Genomic DNA, 18,548 nt, shown 5'->3' with positions numbered 1-18,548 from the left:
CCCGCCGCTGACGTCTAGGCAGTCGCCGCAACGGCTAGCGTCGGAGCTTCCGCGCGCGAGAGGCGTGCATCGAGCCAATCGAGCAACACCTCGTTGACCGCGGTGCGGGCGAGCGGCTCGCAGTGCGAGTCGGCGCCGTTGACGGCCGTGAACTGGACAAGCTCGGAGTCGGAAACCCACGCCGCGAGCTGCTCCGACTGGCCGGGCCAGAACTGCTCGTTCTCCGGCGCTGTGACGAGCAGCGGAGTCGTGATCGACCCCACCAGATCCGGTGTCAGACGGTACTTCTCGACCTCGCGGTAGACCGCAAAGTAGCCGGTGCTCGAGTAGGGCTTCGCGCGGAAGCTCCACACGGCACGCTCTGCTGCGCTGTGGCCCAGGCCAAGCTTCATGTACTGGTCGAAGTGCTTCGAATCGCCCTTCTCGAGCTCGTGGCGCAACGTCGACGGCAGGTGCTTGACCCAGGAGGTCGACACGTCCGTCACGCCGGGGTCGACGATCGCCGCGGCCACGCGGTGCTCGAAGGCCAGCGCCCGCGGCACCCAGTACCCGGCCTGGCTCACGCCGTAGACAGCGATGCGCGATGCGTCGATGCCGGGCAGGGACATGGCGTGATCGAGAACCGGCGTCAGCACGGCCTCGAAGTCAGGCCTGAAGTGCGAACCCGCAATCAGCTGACTCTGCTGGCCCGGCCCGTCGAAGGAGAGGACCGCGTAGCCGCGGGCCGCGGCTGAAGCGCCAATGGTCGCGTACAGATCAGTGAGCGTCCCGTCGCTGCCGTTGACGAGCACCAGCAGAGGGGCGTCACGGCTACCGTCATCCGCAGCGGCCGGCGCATCCGGCCGCTGCAGGTAGCCGGGCAGACTGCCCTTGCCGTACCTGATCGAGAGGCGCTCGAGCGGTACACGCCGAAGCCCCGCGAAGCGATCCCAGGCCGCGCGGTGCATGGCGAACGCGTTGGCATACCCGTCGGCATCGCCGATCGACGCGATCGAGTTGAGGGCATGGCCGTAGTAGGCGGATGCGCGCAGCCACTGAGCGGACGCGGTCGCGTTGCGCCCACTGCTCGTCGAGACCTCCGCGAGCCGCTGCGTGGCCTGGGCCCTCGCGAACCAGGCCCTAATCCACGACTCCCGCTTGCCATCCTCGATGGCGGCGAGCGTCGCGAAGATCTCCCCAAGGTCGCCGGCACCCGCGCCGACAGAGCCGAGGACGATCTTGGCTTCGAAATTCTGGTCTGCGTCGTGGAACAGCGGCCGCGACAATGCTGGATGGTGCGACATAGCCACATCTTCCTCCCGTTGTCGTGCCCGGTGCCCGATCCGCAGGGAGTTGGGAGGTAGAGCGCTCGCTAGGATGCCAGCACGGTCGCCGATCGGCGGCGAACCGAGGGAGGGAACATCCATGTCATTCCAGTCGTATCTCGACAACATCGAGGGCAAGACGGGCCTCACTCCGCGGCAGTTCATCGCCATCGCGCAGGAGAAGGGCTTCGACGCACCCGACACCAAAGCCGGTGTCATCCTCGCCTGGCTGAAGGAGGACTACGACCTGGGCCGCGGGCACGGTATGGCGCTTGTGCACGTCATCAAGAACGGACCGCAGATCAGCGACAGACACGTCGGCAAGCCCGGAGCCCACGGCGACGAATCCGACACACTCTGGCTCGACGGGGTGGCCACGAAACCAGCGACGGCCGGGGAGTGACCGCGACGGCAGGGGCAGAAGGGGCGGCCGAAGCCGGTGCGGTCGAAGCCGGTGCGGCCGCCGGGCCGGACGCCGCCACGCCGCCAACTAGGCCCTGCCCGTGCGGCAGCCGGAGTGAGTACTCCGAGTGCTGCGGAGCCTTCCACGACGGCCTCCCTGCCCCGACGGCTGAGGCCCTCATGCGCTCCCGCTATTCGGCGTTTGCGCTCGGTCTGCCCGGCTACCTGGCCGAGACGTGGGCAGACGAGACGCGGCCCGACGAGATCGACCTCAACGACGGCACGGTCTGGCGGCGCCTGCAGATCGTCGACACTCTTGACGGCGGTGCGGGGGCGAAGACTGGCATCGTCGAGTTCCGCGCGTCCTATCGCGACTCCGACGGTACCGGTCTGCTCCACGAGCGCAGCCGCTTCGTTCGTGAGGGTGGCCGCTGGGTTTATGTCGACGGCGAGATCCTCGGCTAAGGAATCTCTCAGTGGCAGTGGCTGGTCTAGAGCCCTGGACCCCTCGGTGCGAGAACGAGGATCTGGTCGCCACGCGGGCGGGGTGGAGACCAGATCCTCGTTCTCGCGCAGCCTAGGCGCGAGCCTGCAGCTGCGCTATCTCGGCGCGAGCGGCAGTCACGAGCTCGTCATTCGTGTGCGCGACGCCGTGGAGGCCCCATCCGCCTGCCACGGCCTCCGTGAGCATGACCCACGTGCGGTCGATGAGGGCGGGGTCGCCCGCTGCGTCGGCGACGATTGCAGTGAGCTCGCTCACGACGGCGAGCTGCTTCTCACGGTCGAGGGCGCCGGCGTTGGTCAGCACCTGGACGCGCACGTAGTTGCTGTCGCCGTCGACGTTGGAGATCGACCCCTCGGGTAGGTCGTGCACAAACGCTGCGGTGTTCTTGCGGAACATCGGGATGTTCGGGACCTGTTCGATCGTCATGACGGCCGTCGCGAGACGAGTGGCAAGCGCGTGCGGGTCGGTGAACGTTCCCTGGGTGGCGTAGACGTCGATCATCGGCATGGTGGTGCTCCTTCAGTGCGCGGCGTCTCTCGCCGTGTAAAGAAGACTCTGAACTATGATGGTCGTCATAGTCAATGCGAATTCACAAATCAGGCGGCTGGCGCGACAATGAGACCATAGAAAACGGGAGGTCCAGATGACCGCAGTTGTGCGTGACCGAATGGTCGAGGGCGCGATCCAGCTCCTCGCGCAGAGGGGGATTCAAGCGACGTCGTTCAGCGAGGTCATCGCACTGACGAAGGCTCCGCGGGGCTCGATCTACCACCACTTCCCGCGGGGCAAAGACCAGTTGGTCGGCGAAGCAGTCGAACTCGCCGGCCATCGCACGCTGATGCGGATGAAGGAGCTCGATGGGGAGCCGGCCGCCGGCGTCACCGCCGCGTTCCTCGACCTCTGGCGCTCACTCCTGGTGCAGCTCGACTTCTCCACCGGGTGCTCGGTGGTGGCAGTGACAGTTGCAACCGACAACGCAGACCTCGTTGACGCCGCGGGTCGTGTCTTCCGTGGGTGGACTCATGAGCTCGCAGGCCTATTGGTTACGGGTGGAGTCCCGCACGAGGCGGCCAAGGCCCTGGCAACAACGCTCATCGCCGGCGCAGAGGGCGCCGTGCTTGTCAGCCGCGCGACTCGCGATATCGACGACTTCGATGCCGTCGCGCAGCAACTCCTCAGCCTCGTCGCCTTCGCCAGCTCGCCAGCATCCTAAAACCGAGCGGGCATCCGCACGTGTGTGCGAATGCCCGCTTCGTCGTGGATTGTTCGCGTCAGCCCGTGTTCTGCAAACCAGCAGCGACGCCGTTGACGGAAAGCAGCAGGAGCCTCTGGAGCTCGGCCGCCTCAGCGGCGTCGGGCTTCCTATCGTCGTCGCGAAGCCGACGCAGTGCACGAAGCTGCAGCAGTGAGAGCGCGTCCACGTAGGGGCTGCGCATCTTGACGGCCCTCTGGAGCACGGGCTTGCGCTCGAGCAGCTCCGCACCGCCCGTGATGCGGGTGACCCAGCTTGCCGTGAGGTCCAGCTCGCCGGTCACCAGCTCTGCGAGCTCGGGCCGGTCGCCCAGTTCGAGGTAGCGGCGCGCGATGCGCGCATCCGTCTTGGCGAGGCTCATCGCGACGTTGTCGATCATCGAACGGAACAGCGGCCACTCCGCGTAGGCGGCCTGCAGCTGGTCGAGGTCGCCGACGGCCTCCAGGGCGGTTCCCAGCCCGAACCAGCCGGTGAGGTTGATGCGCGCCTGCGTCCACGCGAACACCCACGGGATGGCGCGCAGGTCCTCGAGCGACTCGACCGACAGGCCGCGGCGTGCCGGCCTCGAGCCGAGCGCGAGCATCCCGACCTCTTCCATCGGGGTGACTCGAGCGAACCAGGGGGCGAACCCTGGCGCCTTCACCAGCGCGAAGAATCGCTCACGTGAGGCCGAATCCATCGTGGCAGCGACGCCGGAGTACTTCTCGGCGGCATCCGCGTTGCGCGCCTCCGTCGAGGGAGCTGAGGCCAGAAGCGTCGCCGAGATGACCTGATCGATGTGGCGCGCTGCGATGTCGGGGTCGCCGTACCTGGCGAAGATGACCTCGCCCTGCTCGGTCAACTTGAAGCGGCCGTCGACCGAGTGCGGCGGCTGAGCGAGAATCGCCACATTCGCTGGACCGCCACCGCGGCCCAGGGCTCCTCCGCGCCCATGGAAGAGCGTCAGCTCGATGTCGTTCTCACGTGCCCAGGCAGCGATCTGACTCTGCGCCTCGTAGAGCGCGAGCGTCGCGGCGACCGGGCCGACGTCCTTCGACGAGTCGGAGTAGCCGAGCATGACCTCGAGCTTGCGTCCATTGGCGGCAAGGAGTTCTCCGACTTCGGGTTGCTCGAGCATCTCGGCGAGGATGCGCGGCGCGGCTTGCAAGTCGGCGAACGTCTCAAAGAGGGGGATCACGTTGAGGGATGGTGGCGTCGCGCCCGGCCCCGTCGCTGCCACAGCGAGCTTGTACACGTTCGCGATGTCCTCGGAGGACTGCGTGAAGGACACGATGTAGCGTCCGGCGGCGCGCGGCCCGTGGCGCTCCTGGATGAACGCGATGGAACGGAACACGTCGAGCACCTCGGCGGCCAGCTCGCTCGGCTCCCCGCCAGTGGCTTGGTCTGCGAGCTCGGCAAGCACCTTGCGGTGCACCTGGGAGTGCTGGCGCACCTCGAGCTCCGTGAGATGGAAGCCGAACGTCTCCACCTGCCAGATGAGGTGCTGGAGCTCGCCGTAAGCGTGGCGACCCGCGCCGGCCGACACGAGGGACGCCTGCAGGATGCGCAGCTCGCGCAGCAGCTCGTCCGGCACCTTGTACGCGAGGTCCGCGTTGCGGCGTCGGGTGGCCTCGATGCGTCGCGCGATGAGCAGCAGCACGCGGCGGTGCGGCTCCCCGGGAGAGCGCTGCGCGATCTCGGCTGCGGCGGCCTCATCGGCGCTGCCGAGGCGGGCGAGCAGAGTTGCCGCCGCTGCGTCGAGGGGAGTCGTGTCCGAGCCGAGCGTGAGCGTGCGGCCGATGCGGGCAGAGGCGCGCTCGAGGCCCAGCAGGACGTGCTCGGAAGCGATGACCGCCGCCTGCCTGCTGACCTTCGCCGTCACGAACGGGTTGCCATCGCGGTCTCCGCCGATCCAGGAGCCGACTCGCACGAAGGGTTCCGCGACGGGCGCAGTGGTGCCCGAGAGGGCTCCCTGCAGTGCCTCGTCGACGCGGCGGTACACGCGAGGCACGGTCGTGAAGAGCGTTTCGTCGAAGACGGCCATGACGGTGCGAACCTCGTCGACGGGAGTGGGCTTGTCGCTCCGCAACGGGGAGGTGCGCCAGAGCAGATCGATCTCCTCGAGCAGGCGGCGCGTGAGCTCCTGGGCGGCCGGGCTGCCCTCGGATGCGCCCCCGAGGAGACGCTGCTCATCCCGTTCCTCGAGCAGGTCGCTGATGCGCCTGATCGCCGACGACACCGCGCGACGGCGGGCCTCCGTCGGGTGTGCCGTGAACACCGGGTGGAAGCGGAGCGCGCGCACGCGCTCGGCCGCGCTGTCTGCGCCGATCTCCGAGCTGAGCCGAGCGAAGGCTTGCGAGATCGTGTCCTCCTGCTCCTTCGCAGGCGATGCCCCGCGGGTGCGAAGCACGCGGACCCGGTGGTGCTCCTCGGCGAGGTTCACGAGGTGGAAGTAGCAGGTGAACGCCCTCGCGACCTCGTCGGCCCGAGCCGGCGACAGCGTTTCGACGAGGTCCTCGGCGGACGCGAAGTCGTCGTCCGCGGATATGCCGCCATGCTCGTAGGCTGAGATCGTGAGGCGACGGAGTCGCTCGACGTCATCGAGGAGGTCTGCGCCTCCTGTCTCAGTCAGGACCTGGCCGAGCAGGGTGCCGAGGAGGTGTACGTCAGAGCGCAGCTCATCCGGCAGTTCAGCGCCAGCTTCTGTGCGGCTGGCGGGGGAGTTCGTGGGGGCTTCGAGCATGAACACAGGCTACCGACGCTGTGTATCGACAATGTGACACTCCATCGATCATGACCGGGAATGACATCTGCGCGAGTGAAGTTTCCCTCCGCATGAGTTCCGCAGCATCGGCACCAGCAGACCCGGCACCACGAGGTGCCCGCAGAATCCTCGCCGCCCAGGCCGCTCGGTACGGGAGCCCGGAGGAACTCAGGGTCGTCGAAGGCTCCCTTGCGGCACCGGCCGCCAACGAAGTGACGATCGAGACGCGGGCGATCGGCGTCAACGGCTTCGACGCAAAAATGCTCTCCGGGGTATTCGGGCGGGACGAATCCGCCCTCCCGCTCGTGCCGGGACTTGAACTCGCCGGCGTCATCACCGCGGTCGGCGACCGTATCGCCGCCGACGGAAGCTACAAGATCGGCGACGAAGTCGTGTCCGCCACGTCAAGCGGTGCCTACGCAACGTCAGTGAACCGTGACACGACTGGGCTCCTCCGTAAACCGGGCGACTTGACCTTCGAGCAGGCCGCTGGGCTTGTTGTCGTCGGTGGAACGGCGGCCCAGCTCGTCGCAGCAGCTGCGCCGACCGAGGGGCAGACGATCCTCATCCACGGAGCATCCGGTGCGGTTGGTCGCCTCGCTGCGCAGCTCGCGATCGCCGAGGGAGCGCGAGTCATCGGCACCGCCTCGGCCAAGCATCACGAAAGACTGCGCGAACTCGGAGTCGAGCCCGTTGCCTACGGTGAGGGCCTCGAGCAGCGTGTGCGCGACGTGACGCCAGATGGCGTCGCCGCCGCCCTCGACACCGTGGGCAACGACGAGGCCATCGACGTGTCGCTCGCCATCGTCGGCGACCCCCAACGGGTCTTCACGATCGCCGGCTTCTCGCGCCTCGACACCGGCATCGTTCCCCTCGACGGCAGGCCAGATCAGCCCGCCGCCGAGGTACGAGTCGCCTCACGGCCAGGGCTCCTGCGGGCACTCGCGACAGGCGAGCTCTCCTTCCCGATCGCTGCGACGTTCCCCTTCGAGCAAGCGGCCGAAGCGCTCACTCTCGTGGCGAGCGGCCGCGCCGGCGGCAAAGTTGTCCTGGTCGTCGGGTAGACGGATGCGCCCCTCCCCGGTCGCCGCGAATCAGGCTTCCGGCATCGGGGACTCGAGGTAGTCCTCGAACCTTGGCTTCTCGAGGCCGTCCTTCGCGGCGAGCATCAGGTCGAGGTAGAAGTTCCAGCCCGCACGGATGTCGGTCAGCATCGCCTTGGGAACGTCGAAGTGCTCGAACACCAGCAGGGTGGAATCGCGCGTCGTCCCCGTTCCCGCTTCCGTGCCCGGTTCCGTGCCTGCCACCGCGCTCTCCAGCGAGATGCGCAGGTGCCATGAGCCCGCAGAGTCCTCGGTCAGGACCTCAAGCAAGCCTGGTGCTTCGCATCGTCGGATCGTCGCGCCGCTTGCCGGGGCCCCCTCTTCGGCGACGAGTTGCAGGCCAATCTGTCCCGCGCTCTCGTCGACGTAGTGCCAGGGGCCGATCCACTGGGCGGTCTTGGCACTCTCGGTCAGCCACAGCCACAGCTCCTCCCTGGCAACAGCTACGGTGCGCTCGATGCGAATCGACTCGGTGTCAGTAGCGGCGGTGTCGGCAGCGGTGTCGGTGCCGGCAGCGGTGCCGGCAACAGTGTCGGTGTCGGTGGCGGCGGCGGCTTCTTCAGGCATGGGGGTATCTCAGCACACGTCTCAGGGAAGCAGCTCGAACTCCGCGAAACCGTGGCGGGCGCCGTTGACCTGCAGCTCGACCGCGTGCATGCCGGGATGGTAGCGACGCGTTGTGATCGGTCGGATCGAGTGCCGCTTCGCGATGGTCAGGGAAGCCCCGGCATCGAGCGTTGTCGTCGAGATCTTGAAGGTCTTCGGGGTCCGGCTCCCGTCGGCCTTCACGTGGTGCACCACGTAGTCGACAACCAGTTTCACGGGCACCTCCCCGTGGTTGCGGATGAGCGCGGAGATGAGCAGTTCCTCGCCGAGCGCGATGCTCGTGCGGTCGAGCGTCGGGCCGTCCACAGCAACGTCGGCGGAGCCGAAACCGAGGAGGCCAAGCGCCGCAGGGTCGCCGCGCTTCACGAGCGTCCTGAGCGCGTGGCGCACGAGCTTCGGCGTGTTCTCGTCGCCGTCCGCAAGCCAAGCGCCTGCCAGCTCGCACACAAGCGCCGAGTCGTGCCTGCTGATGTCGTTGAGGTGGTTGGCGACGGACCGTCGGACGTACTCGCTCTCGTCGCGGTACAGCGCATCCAGGATCGGTGCCGCCAGTCGAGCGTCGCTGGTGATCCCCGCCACACGAACACCCCACGGCAGGTAGGGGCGGCTGCCCTCCGACGCAAGGCGGCGCACGTGCTCATCGTGGCACTTGGTCCACGCGAGCATGATCTCCAGCGATCGCTCGAGGCGCGACCGGAGCATTGCCCGCACCGCCCACTCGCAGGTGAGCCGAGGGGTCAGCTCGGCGAGCAGCTGCATGCCGTCGTCGAACGCGCTGTCACTGCCATCTGCAATGGATGCGGCCGAGACCGCATTCGAGACCGGCCAGACCATCCACCCGGTGAGAGCGGGAGATTCCAGCCCCCTCCGAATGATCGCTGCGAACTCTCCATACGGCACCGGCAGATCGGCCAGGAGAGAAGCCGCGAGATGTGAACTCCGAGCTCCGAGGGCCAGGTCGGTGAGCTCATCGGTCGCCTCGCGCGTCGCCGCAAGCACGCGCCCGCCGGCCGCGGACTCGAGCAGGTCGGTCATTTGCGTTGCCTGTGGGCGTCCCAGCAGTTCGTCTGCGAAAGGCATGTGCCGTCTCTTCCTGGCGCGAGAATACCCGTGCGTCCGGCTCGCCCCGGCACCGTTGCCACGGCGGCGGCCTGGAGCGGCAATAACTAGTTGTTCACCACATACTCGCTGAAGACGGTGTCGAGCAGGGCCTCGACGCGCTCAGCGTTCTCGGGTGGAGCGAGGCTAGGCAGGATGATCCGCCAGTGCAAGGCGATCCGGTCAACGATGTCCTGGCGCTTGCTCACCGCTCCCGAGAGGAGCTGCGTGCCCGTAAACGTCGACACGAGGAGTGAGCTGAGGTCGGCTGCCTTGAAGTCCCGGCGCAGGTTTCCCTCGCGCTGGCAGATCTCGATCAGCGGCTTGAGGCGGGCTAGCCAGTCCAGGTAGGGCCCGTGGGCGAGGAAGCTCGAGCCGATCTCCGTCGTCACCAACACTCCCGCGAGGACGACAACGTCCGTGCGCAGGAGCTCCGCGAAGGCCACCGACACTCTCAGGAGCGCTTCCATGCCGCTTGTCGCAGTTCCTGTTGCATCCGTCACCGTCTGCGTCGCACGCACCGCGTATTCCGCGAGCACGGCCTCGGCAACCGCTTCACGCGTGGCGAAATGGTGGTAGAACGCGCCGTTCGTCACGCCAGAGTTCGCGCGGATGCGAGCCAGGGTCGAGCCGGCGAAACCGTGCTCCACGAACGTCGTGGCGGCGGCCTGAACCAGACGGCTCCGGGTTGCGACACTGCGCTGCTGTTGCGGCGCGTTGGCCGAACGTGGGAGGGCACTCATAGCCAGTGAGTGTAGTGACGATAAGCTCCGCTCCTCGTGCAGCCGAGCGGCGAGTGGCGGTGCATCCTCACGAAGCGCACTTGACTTCGGCGACACTCTCGTCAGCCTGCGCGGCTGCGGTCGCAACCTGCTTCCCGAAGCGTCTGGCGCTGATCGACACCACCTCGCCGATCTCCGCGAAACGCGGGCACACAAGCGACACGTCATGGGGCGGCTCCCCGGTGAGGTGCTCATGCGCTTCGATGCCAGCCTGGGCGAACAGCATGCCGGGCACGTGGTCGACGTCATGATCGAAGATGAGACGGTTTGCCGACGGCCAGCCGAGATTCGCCTGGAGGTCGGTGCCAATCACGGACACCTCGTTGAGCGCGCCGCCCGTTGTCGCGTCAGCACGTCGAGGGGCCCTCAGCTGCTGTCGACGGAGGGCCTCGTAAGTGCGTCGAGGGATGCACCGGAACGAACCCGAGCCTGTAGCTACGAGTTCGCCGTCGAGCTCGAACACTGCGTTGGCGGTCATCTGATCGCACCGCCCAGCGTGCACGCGTGCATCGCTGATGTGCACGGCAGCGGACATGTCAGCGGCACGTGTGGCGATTCCAAGTGCAAAGGCGTCTGAGCCCTGGAAGCTGATTTCGTTGAGGAGGAAGGCCCAGTCGAGTGGGATTCCTCCTGCGCGGTGACCCATGAGCAGACCGAGCTGGCGCGTGACCTCGAGACCGAGCAGAGTCGGCGAGGTTACCGCTCGAGGCCCGCTTGCCGCGCCGACTCCGACTTCCGGTGCCAGTATCGGCTCGCCAACTGCACGAAGCCGCGCGAGGTAGTTGTCTGGCCGCACCTCTTCCAGGGTTGCGACGAGCATCGTCTCCTCGCTGTCCTTATGCACAAGTTCTCGACCTACACGCATCATTGCCCCTTCGGATTCGCTCTTCGGACACATGCGCGGCGCTCATCGGAGAGGCCGCTCGCCGGCTAGACGACTTGGACGAGGTCGTGCCGGATGTGAAGAGGGCTTCGCTCCCGAATGCCACAAACAGAGCGTCCTGTATGTTAGCTTGCCCGGAGGCGCCAGCTGAACATCAGTGGTCGTGAATCGACGGGGGAGACATGGGAGTGCTCGTTCATCCGGACAAGCCAGTGCATCCCGCTGTGTTGCGTGCACTTGATGACGGTCGACTGCGTATCGTCTCGAACCATCGTTCGGGCAATCCCTGGCTCCTTGCCCGCCACTGGGAGCGCGCACTCACCGAGATTCGCACCAAGTACCTCGACATCGTCATCCTGAGTCACCTCGACGGCGAGACGGCCACAGCGGTTCTGCTGCTGGCGCAGGGGAAGCGAGCGCTCGAAGAGCTGGACGACCTGCCCATGCTGCTCCAGGGGGCCGCCATAGTGATCGCGAAGGACGGAGCGGGCGAGATCCGTGTCGAGGGGCCACTTGCCGGGTCGAAGCGGGCCGTCTGGCTCGAGGAGGAGTCTGCGGTGTTCGTGAGCGACGACCGTGCGCTTCTCGTCGACATCTTCGCGCCGGGTGCAGTCCGCGAGGGAAGCCCCCATCAGGACCGTGGCGCTCCGCGCAGTGACGATGAGGGCCATGACATTCGGTTCCACGACAATCAGTGCCGTGACAGTGAGCGCCGCGACTCCAGGAAGCAGGTCGGCTGCGCGCCTCTTCGAACGGTCCCGACAGGAATGTGGCTGCACACGATCACGGGTGTCATGCCTCGCGTGCGAGCCGTTGTCGCGGTGGGGCCCAGCGGTGACGTCCTTCGTGTCAGGCCTGCAAAGTGGTGGCGTACCAATCCAAGTCCGCCTGCGTCAGTCGGACCCCACCCTGGGCCTGCACGCCCGTCCGCGCGCTGAGTAGCTCGCCGCTGTAACTGTGGTCAACGTAGGCGCGCTGGAGCAGTTGCGGGGGTAGGTGTGCCAGGAGTGGGTCATCGACGGGGATGTCCCGGTCAGAGAGCGCGACTCCGAGCGCGTCACCGACGTGCGTCATGATCTCTCGAAAGGTCGCGGGGGCCGGGTCGGCCGCGTGGAAGACGGACTCCTCGATCTCGTCGAATCTCAGCGCGAGTGCGGCGACCTGTGCCGCGAGCGAGGAGACGTGGATCGTCGACAGCCGTGCCCCGCCGCCGCCCACCCAGCCACGAGATGTCCGCACGCCGGCGAGCGCCAGCGGGACGAACCAGCGATCTCCCGCGCCGTACGTCAGGGCTGCCCTCACCACTTTGCCGCCGGCGCCCAAGGTGCGCGACTCGCCGGCACTCCGCGAAGCACTTGCCACAGACACCGGATGCGCCGCGAGCTCACCCTCCCGGGAGAGGCGGTGCGGTCCTGGCCCGTAGATGGCAGTTGTGCTCACGTCCACGATTCGCGTAGCCGTTCTCTGGCACTCGCCGACAAGGGCCGCCGTGCCGAAATCGTTCACGGCGGTGGCGACTACCTCGTCTGCCCCAACGTAGCTGGCGGCGTGTACAACCACATCCATTCCAGCGGTAATGCCTGCGAGGCTGGGTTCGTCCGTTAAATCCCCGCGGAAGTAGTCGCCTGCGCTGCCCGCCACCGCGGGCCGGTCCTCACGTACCAGCAGGCGGATGCTCGAGACTTCGGGCATCAATCGCAGACGCTCGTGCACCGCCGCGCCGACAAACCCCGTTGCACCAGTCAGAAGTACCCTCATGTCGCCCCCAGCTCTGTACCGTTCCGATCAGCGTACCGGCAGGGATCCCGGCGCATAGGAGCGCGATGTCGCTTGCCCCTGTCATCCTTGACGCATGAAGCTCTCGCGCCGCGCCCAGACCGTCGAGCCGTTCCATGCCATGGCCTTCGGGCAGCGAGCCGCCGAGCTCGAGGCTGCGGGGCACCCAGTCGTGAAGCTCTCCCTGGGGGAGCCCGACTTCGGCGCACCCCCGGCTGTGCGCGCTTCGATGCGCGATGCCATGGACGGGCGGCCCCTCCCGTACACGGTCGCGTTTGGCTTGCCGGCGCTCCGCGAAGCGATCAGCGGGTTCTACCGGCTTCGTCACGGAGTCGATGTCGATCCCGCTCGGATCGTGGTGACCTCGGGCGCATCCGCGGCCCTGCTGCTCGTGGTGGCAGCGACGACCGACACGGGTGACGACGTGATCATGGCCGACCCTTCATACCCCTGCAACCGTCAACTCGTGCAGAGCTTCGGCGGTCGCGTCGTCAGCGTGCCGACAACCGTCGCATCGCGCTACCAGATCGACGCGGGCAGCGTCGCACAGGCGTGGACCGAGCACACCTCGGCGCTCATGGTGGCCACGCCATCGAACCCGACGGGCACGTCAGTTCCGTTCGACGAGTTGACCGCGATGTGCGAGTTCGCCCGAGCTCGTGGCGCCTGGCGCATCGTCGACGAGATTTACCTCAATCTCTCCGATCCTGCGCCGGACGGAAGTCCCGCACGGAGCGTCCTGAGCGTTGACCCTGACGCCATCGTCATCAACAGCTTCTCGAAGTACTTCGCGATGACCGGGTGGCGACTCGGCTGGGCCGTGCTGCCGGAGGCGCTCGTGCCGGCAGCGGAGAAGCTCGCGACCAACTACTTCCTCTCGGCCTCGGCACCAGCTCAGATAGCGGCGCTCGCAGCGTTCACTCCTGAGTCTCTGGCGATCTGCGAAGAACGCCGACTCGAGCTCGCCGCCAGGCGCACGCTCGTGCTGGATCGGCTCGAAGCCATCGGCCTCCCGGTGCCCGTCGTGCCAGACGGTGCCTTCTACGTGTACTTCGACGTGGCGGGCACAGGGCTCTCTGCATGGGAGTTCTGCCGTCGCGCCCTCGAGGAGAAGCTTGTCGCCCTCACGCCAGGGCGCGATTTCGGCTCTCACACCGGCGAGACGCACGTGCGGCTCTCCTACGCGGCGTCCCGGAGCGAACTCATCGATGGGCTGAGCAGACTCGGCGCGTTCGTGCGTGAGCTGGCCGGCTGACCCCCGACGGAGCCGAGCCTCGCCGGAGCCGAGCCTCGCCCAGAGTCGTTGGGCCGAACCAGGGGCGAGCTCTAGGGGTGAGCTTGGGTCGAGCTCTGACCGGCGAGGGCCGCCTGTGGCCTGCCCTTGCAGGTGCGACTTGCTCGTCGCGGCACCGACGGGGAGGATAGCCGCATGTCAGCCGTCCTCGTCGAAGATGCCTCGTTCAGCCGCGGAGGCACGCCGGTGCTGTCGAACGTCGACTTCGTCGTGGCCGGAGGGGCGGTGCTGTGCCTCACGGGCGCAAATGGCTCCGGCAAGACCACCGTGCTGCGGGCCATTGCTGGGGTTGTGAGGCCGACGGCTGGGCGCATCCTCGTCGGCGGGGAGCTCGTGGATGAGCGAAGCCCAGCCTTCCGGCGGAGGCTTGCCGCGGTGGTCGGCTCGGTGCCGTTCTCGCTGACCATGACCGCGCGGGAGCACCTGACTGCAGTCTCCGCATCCTGGGGTGCACGACGGCGTGACGCCGAAAGTGTTGCAGACGCGGTGCTGCGTCGTCTTGGCTTGGAAGAGCTGACGGGACGCTTCCCGCATGAGCTCTCCTCTGGGCAGTTTCAGATGCTCTCGCTGGCCAGTGTCCTCGCGCGTCCCTTCGACGTCCTCGTTCTCGACGAGCCCGAGCAGCGCCTCGACGCCGACCGACGCGAGCTGCTTGCTCGCGTCCTCGGCGAGGAACGCGACCGCGGCGCGGCAGTTGTCATCGCGACGCACAGCCGGGCGCTTCGTGACGCACTGCAGGCGTCGGAGTTCCGACTCGGTGCTCAGGGTGGCGAGGAGCAGGGCGGCGAGGAGCAGGGCGGCGAGGGGCGGGATGGCGAGCGGGAAGACAGCGAGGGGAGTCAGCATGCGGCGTGAAGGCGCGTATCGCGCCTACCTGGTTGCTGCCGTCGGGCTCGTTGCCGTGGCACCATTCGTGCGGATGCTTTTCCTCGCTCTCCTGGAACCCGCCTCGCTTGCGTGGCTCTCGTCGGGGGCCTTCGCGGGGCAGCTGCAGGTGATCGCGGCCGCTGTGGTTCCTTTCAGCCTGCTTGCCGGCGCGGTCCGTGGGCCGGCGCTCCTCACCCCGTTCGCCACCGTGACGCTCGGCTCGAACCATCTCCCCAGGCGGGCGACTCTCCGTCGCCCGTTCGTGCGGAGCCTGCTGACGGCGTCGGCTGGGGCTGCGGGGCTCGCTGCGCTCGTCGGGAGCGCGCTTGTTGTTGGTGCTGGCGCATCGCCGATTGGAGCGCTGAGCTTCGTCACCGCGGCTTCGGCGCTCGCCTGCCTCGGGACTGTCGGGGCTCTCGTTGGGCAACTGATCGGCAGCGCGAGGGCGTGGGGCGCAGCGGTCCTGGTCGTTGCCTTCGCTCTCTCGCCGATCGGCATCGGGGCCTGGATGTCTTCGGCGTGGGCAGGCCTGACGGTGGGCGCTCCCGCGGGCGGCGCCGCGTTGGCTGGTCTCGCTGCAGAGTCAGCTGCTGGTGTGCTCTGCCTCACGGGGGCCGCTGGCCTCGCGCTGGCGTGTGTTCCTGCGCTGCTCGACCGCCTTCGAGGTGACGTTCTGCTGCTCCAGGCGCGGCATCGCGAGGCGGCCCAGATGGCCGTGGCCACGGGCGAGCTCTCCGAAGCGACAACGCCGTATCGTGAGGCGCCGACGGTCGGGCGTCGGTTGTCGGCGGTTGTCGGCGGCCCCCGCGCTGCTGCGATGCTCGTGCGCGACGCCGTCGGGGCGCTGCGGACGCCGCAGCGCACGGTGCTTGGGGTCGCCGGGCTGGCTGGCGCGGCGCTGCTCCTCGGTCTCGTGGTGGGCCCCGGTGGCCTCGGCGCGTTTGCCGCGGTCACGGCCGCCCTCGGATCCGTTGTCATCTATTCCTCCCTTGGGGCCTTCGCCGAAGGGTTCAGGCATGCCGCCGAGGCGGCGGCCGGCCCACCCATCTTCGGCGCGCCTGTCGGGGAGGAGTTCCTGCTGCACGCAGCGTTCCCCGTGGCGGTCGTCCTTGCTGTGATCGGCACCACGATGCTCATCTCGGGCGGAAGCTTCGCGCCGCTCCTCGGTGGCCTCAGTGTGGTCGCTGTGCGCGCGTTCGAGGCTGCACGCGGGCCGCTGCCCCCGCTGCTCCTGACGCCCATGCCGAGTGAGATCGGCGACCTCTCAGCAGTGGCACGCCTCTTCTGGCAGTTCGACTCGGTGCTCATCGCGGCGGCGCTCGGCGCCGGGACCACGTTGCTCTGGACTGCTGGGCTTCCTGTCCTCTCTTTTGCGGCGTTCGTCGCGGGGGCCCTCTCGCTTGCCCTCGCGACGCGGTTCCGCCTCCGTCAGAGTCGCGGGTAGCGAACCTCGTAGTGCGCTTCCACGAACTGTCCCTCAGCGTGCGCCGAGGTCAGGTGGAGTGCATCCGCCTCGATGCGCCTCGGAAGCACCGGAGCCCCTGACTCAAGGGTGACCGGCGCGATCGATAGTCGGATCTCGTTGAGTCGCCCAGCATCGTAGAACTGCCCTGCGAGGTCGCCGCCGCCAACGACCCATACGCTGCCCGTGCCTGCGGCAGCGGCCACATCGCCGAAGTGGTCGTCGACAGGACCCCGAACCAATGTGATGTTGAGACCGTCGGGGACGGGCAGGTCTCTTGTCGTGAAGACGAAGGTGGGGCGGTCGGCGTACGAGGCATGCCACTTCTCCGGATGCTCGCCGAGGCCCTCGTGGGCGTAGACCCACTCGTACGTCGTTGCGCCCATCACGAGGGCGCCGATGCCCTCGAGGAACTCGCCAAAGCTGTTGTCTTCCGGCTGGTCGACAACGAACAGCCAGTCGAGTGAGTTGTCGGCGTCGGCGATGTACCCGGAGAGCGTGGTGGCGGTGTTGTAGATCACGTGAGTCATGCGAGCACGCTAACTCCGACGACCGACAAAGCGGGTGAAGGCGACACGCGATCGGTCTGGGAATGCGAGGCGCATCCCAAACGCTATGCCGAGCATGCGCAAGAAAATCGGCTTCCTCTCGTTTGGTCACTGGCACCCGTCCCCGCAGTCGGGCACACGAACCGGGGGTGATGCGCTTGTGCAGTCGATCGAACTGGCGGTCGCTGCGGAGGAGCTCGGCATCGACGGCGCCTACTACCGGGTCCACCACTTCGCGCGGCAACTCGCCGCCCCGTTCCCGCTGCTGGCCGCTGTCGGGGCTCGGACGAGCCGCATCGAGATCGGCACAGGCGTCATCGACATGCGCTACGAGAACCCGCTGTACATGGCGGAGGAGGCGGCCTCGGCTGACCTCATCAGCGCGCACTCCGGCGGTGAGGGGCGACTGCAGCTCGGCCTGAGCCGGGGGTCGCCCGAGCCAGCCCAGGACGGCGCTCACGCGTTCGGATTCACCCCTCCGGAGGGCAAAACGGACGACGAACTGGCGCGCGCCAAGACGGAACTGTTCCGGGCGGCCATCAATGGTGCAGGACTCGTCGCCGGCAACCCGCAGATGACGGGTTCGACCGCGCCGCTGCCCATCCAGCCGCAGTCTCCGGGTCTCGATGACCGTATCTGGTGGGGTTCCGGGAGTCGGGCCAGCGCGGTCTGGGTGGCCGAGCAGGGTATGAACCTCATGAGCTCCACGCTGCTCACGGAAGATACCGGAGTGCCATTCGATGAGCTGCAGGCTGAACAGATTCAGGGCTTCCGAGACGCCTGGGCTGCGGCCGGACACACGCGCGAGCCGCGTGTGTCAGTGAGTCGAAGCGTCATCCCCATCACGACCGACGAGGACGTCACCTACTTCGGCGGGCGGGGCGGAAGCGAGGGCGACCAGGTCGGGATGCTGGATGGCATGCGCTCCAGGTTCGGGCGCACGTACCAGGGCGCGCCCGACCGCATCGCGGAGGAACTCGCGGCCGACGCGGCCGTCCAGTCTGCCGACACGCTGCTGCTCACCGTCCCCAATCAGCTCGGCGTTGCCTACAACACCCGGATGCTCGCGACCATCGCCGAGCACGTGGCGCCGGCGATCGGGTGGTCGCGGGAGGCATAGCAGTCGCCGCTTGGCTCGGCTACCGGATGACGCCGTAGCGGAGATGCACGACCCCAGACTCGAACGTGCGGGAGTCGAGCAGCTTGAGCTTGGTTCGGCGGCTGTTCCGGGAGAAGAATGGAGTGCCGCCGCCGACGAGCACGGGGCAGATGCGAAGCAGGTACTCGTCGATCAGGTCGAGATCCGCCACCTGATGGGCCAGCTCGGCGCCGCCTATCGCGATCGTGCCGTCGCCGGATTCGTCCTTGAGGAGCGCGATCTCGTCGGCGAGGCTGGCCCCGGCGAGTCGGGTAGTGCCCACGACCTCCGAGATCGTATGTGAGAAGACGACCTTCGGAAGAGCCCGCCAGAGCCCGGCGAACTCCAGCTCGAGCTCACTCCAGTGCTCTTCTTCGGCGCCCGGCTCCCAATACACCATCGTCTCGTAGAGGCGCCGCCCCATGAGGTGCACGTCTGCGCCGCGGACTTCGTCGGTCGCCATTCGGAACACTTCCTCGCTCGGGTCGCCCCAGTCGAAGCTGCCGTCCTCATCCTTGATGTAGCCGTCGAGCGTGAGGGCGAGCGAATAGGTGACCTTGCGCATGAGCGAACCTCCTTGTTCGTGGGTTCGAACGTACCATCGTCGAATGGGCCGGCCAGGGGCCGCGTTGGGTGTGCGAGACACGCCGTTTGATCTGCACTTTTGTTCGCGTGCGGGTGCTGGTGCGTGGTTTGTCGGTGGTCCGGTCCAGGCTGTGGTCATGGACGACTTCTACGACGGTGAGCCGCTGAAGGTGTTGGGGCTTGATCCCAACGACCCGGCG

At 67.6% G+C, this 18,548-nt stretch carries 19 protein-coding genes; 8 read left to right on the top strand and 11 right to left on the bottom strand.

The genetic code is table 11. The features are described from left to right. Positions 1-14 precede the first annotated feature (14 nt). Complete coding sequence (locus C5B85_RS16870) at positions 15-1,283, bottom strand: S9 family peptidase (protein ID WP_104287171.1); 1,269 nt, start codon at positions 1,281-1,283, stop codon at positions 15-17. A 121-nt stretch (positions 1,284-1,404) separates the two neighbouring features. Here C5B85_RS16870 and C5B85_RS16865 point away from each other — a divergent pair, with 121 nt between their 5' ends. Continuing rightward, positions 1,405-1,707 carry a DUF4287 domain-containing protein gene (locus C5B85_RS16865; RefSeq protein WP_104287170.1) on the top strand — a complete coding sequence of 101 codons (303 nt, stop codon included), beginning with the start codon at positions 1,405-1,407 and terminating at the stop codon, positions 1,705-1,707. Then, a complete protein-coding gene (locus C5B85_RS19645) occupies positions 1,704-2,171 on the top strand; it encodes a YchJ family protein (RefSeq protein ID WP_258070866.1) in 468 nt (155 codons plus the stop codon). Before C5B85_RS16865 ends, C5B85_RS19645 begins: the two co-directional genes overlap by 4 nt. A 112-nt stretch (positions 2,172-2,283) precedes the next feature. On the opposite strand, the gene C5B85_RS16855 is transcribed toward C5B85_RS19645, so the two are convergent. Next, on the bottom strand, positions 2,284-2,718 hold the full coding sequence (locus C5B85_RS16855) for a hypothetical protein (protein ID WP_104287169.1): 435 nt from the start codon (positions 2,716-2,718) through the stop codon (positions 2,284-2,286). A gap of 136 nt (positions 2,719-2,854) precedes the next feature. Here C5B85_RS16855 and C5B85_RS16850 point away from each other — a divergent pair, with 136 nt between their 5' ends. Continuing rightward, entirely contained in the window at positions 2,855-3,424 is a 570-nt protein-coding gene (locus C5B85_RS16850) for a TetR/AcrR family transcriptional regulator (protein ID WP_104287168.1), read from the top strand. A 58-nt stretch (positions 3,425-3,482) separates the two neighbouring features. On the opposite strand, the gene C5B85_RS16845 is transcribed toward C5B85_RS16850, so the two are convergent. Beyond that, a complete protein-coding gene (locus C5B85_RS16845) occupies positions 3,483-6,185 on the bottom strand; it encodes a phosphoenolpyruvate carboxylase (RefSeq protein WP_104287233.1) in 2,703 nt (900 codons plus the stop codon). A gap of 92 nt (positions 6,186-6,277) precedes the next feature. Between C5B85_RS16845 and C5B85_RS16840 the strand changes: the two genes are divergently transcribed. Further along, positions 6,278-7,270 (top strand): NADP-dependent oxidoreductase, encoded by a 993-nt coding sequence (locus C5B85_RS16840; RefSeq protein ID WP_181064480.1) that lies wholly within the window; start codon positions 6,278-6,280, stop codon positions 7,268-7,270. A 30-nt stretch (positions 7,271-7,300) separates the two neighbouring features. On the opposite strand, the gene C5B85_RS16835 is transcribed toward C5B85_RS16840, so the two are convergent. The 6 genes from C5B85_RS16835 to C5B85_RS16810 all read right to left on the bottom strand — a co-directional run bounded on the left by C5B85_RS16835 (position 7,301) and on the right by C5B85_RS16810 (position 12,436). Further along, positions 7,301-7,876, bottom strand: a complete 576-nt coding sequence (locus C5B85_RS16835) for a hypothetical protein (protein WP_104287166.1) — start codon at positions 7,874-7,876, stop codon at positions 7,301-7,303. 21 nt (positions 7,877-7,897) lie between these two features. Further along, positions 7,898-8,995: a DNA alkylation repair protein gene (locus C5B85_RS16830; RefSeq protein WP_104287165.1), complete on the bottom strand. Its 1,098-nt coding sequence runs from the start codon at positions 8,993-8,995 to the stop codon at positions 7,898-7,900. A gap of 86 nt (positions 8,996-9,081) precedes the next feature. Further along, a complete protein-coding gene (locus tag C5B85_RS16825) occupies positions 9,082-9,756 on the bottom strand; it encodes a ScbR family autoregulator-binding transcription factor (RefSeq protein ID WP_181064479.1) in 675 nt (224 codons plus the stop codon). Positions 9,757-9,823: 67 nt separating this feature from the next. After that, the gene (locus tag C5B85_RS16820) at positions 9,824-10,639 is read right to left on the bottom strand and encodes an AfsA-related hotdog domain-containing protein (protein ID WP_219819439.1); all 816 of its coding nucleotides are present in this window, start codon (positions 10,637-10,639) and stop codon (positions 9,824-9,826) included. Between the two features lie 164 nt (positions 10,640-10,803). Beyond that, on the bottom strand, positions 10,804-11,364 hold the full coding sequence (locus tag C5B85_RS16815; protein ID WP_146077997.1) for a hypothetical protein: 561 nt from the start codon (positions 11,362-11,364) through the stop codon (positions 10,804-10,806). Between the two features lie 163 nt (positions 11,365-11,527). After that, the gene (locus tag C5B85_RS16810) at positions 11,528-12,436 is read right to left on the bottom strand and encodes an NAD(P)-dependent oxidoreductase (RefSeq protein WP_104287161.1); all 909 of its coding nucleotides are present in this window, start codon (positions 12,434-12,436) and stop codon (positions 11,528-11,530) included. A 94-nt stretch (positions 12,437-12,530) separates the two neighbouring features. On the opposite strand from C5B85_RS16810, the gene C5B85_RS16805 reads away from it, so the two are divergent. The 3 genes from C5B85_RS16805 (at position 12,531) to C5B85_RS16795 (ending at position 16,059) form a co-directional block, all read left to right on the top strand. Further along, complete coding sequence (locus C5B85_RS16805) at positions 12,531-13,709, top strand: aminotransferase class I/II-fold pyridoxal phosphate-dependent enzyme (protein WP_104287160.1); 1,179 nt, start codon at positions 12,531-12,533, stop codon at positions 13,707-13,709. A 174-nt stretch (positions 13,710-13,883) separates the two neighbouring features. Further along, a complete protein-coding gene (locus C5B85_RS16800; RefSeq protein ID WP_104287159.1) occupies positions 13,884-14,603 on the top strand; it encodes an ABC transporter ATP-binding protein in 720 nt (239 codons plus the stop codon). After that, the gene (locus C5B85_RS16795) at positions 14,593-16,059 is read left to right on the top strand and encodes a hypothetical protein (protein ID WP_146077996.1); all 1,467 of its coding nucleotides are present in this window, start codon (positions 14,593-14,595) and stop codon (positions 16,057-16,059) included. The genes C5B85_RS16800 and C5B85_RS16795 overlap by 11 nt, the downstream gene beginning before the upstream one ends. Here C5B85_RS16795 and C5B85_RS16790 read toward each other — a convergent pair. Further along, the gene (locus C5B85_RS16790; RefSeq protein WP_104287157.1) at positions 16,044-16,607 is read right to left on the bottom strand and encodes a dihydrofolate reductase family protein; all 564 of its coding nucleotides are present in this window, start codon (positions 16,605-16,607) and stop codon (positions 16,044-16,046) included. The two genes, C5B85_RS16795 and C5B85_RS16790, sit on opposite strands and share 16 nt — an antisense overlap. A 94-nt stretch (positions 16,608-16,701) precedes the next feature. On the opposite strand from C5B85_RS16790, the gene C5B85_RS16785 reads away from it, so the two are divergent. Further along, positions 16,702-17,745, top strand: a complete 1,044-nt coding sequence (locus C5B85_RS16785; protein WP_104287232.1) for an LLM class flavin-dependent oxidoreductase — start codon at positions 16,702-16,704, stop codon at positions 17,743-17,745. Between the two features lie 19 nt (positions 17,746-17,764). Here the strand turns inward: C5B85_RS16785 and C5B85_RS16780 are convergent, their stop codons facing one another. Next, the gene (locus C5B85_RS16780; protein ID WP_104287156.1) at positions 17,765-18,328 is read right to left on the bottom strand and encodes a dihydrofolate reductase family protein; all 564 of its coding nucleotides are present in this window, start codon (positions 18,326-18,328) and stop codon (positions 17,765-17,767) included. Positions 18,329-18,548 lie beyond the last annotated feature (220 nt).

The organism is Pseudoclavibacter sp. AY1F1 (genome assembly GCF_002931075.1).
Classification (GTDB): domain Bacteria; phylum Actinomycetota; class Actinomycetes; order Actinomycetales; family Microbacteriaceae; genus Pseudoclavibacter.
The sequence above is the reverse complement of the archived record's forward strand: the minus strand, read 5'-3'. Positions and strand labels throughout refer to the sequence as shown.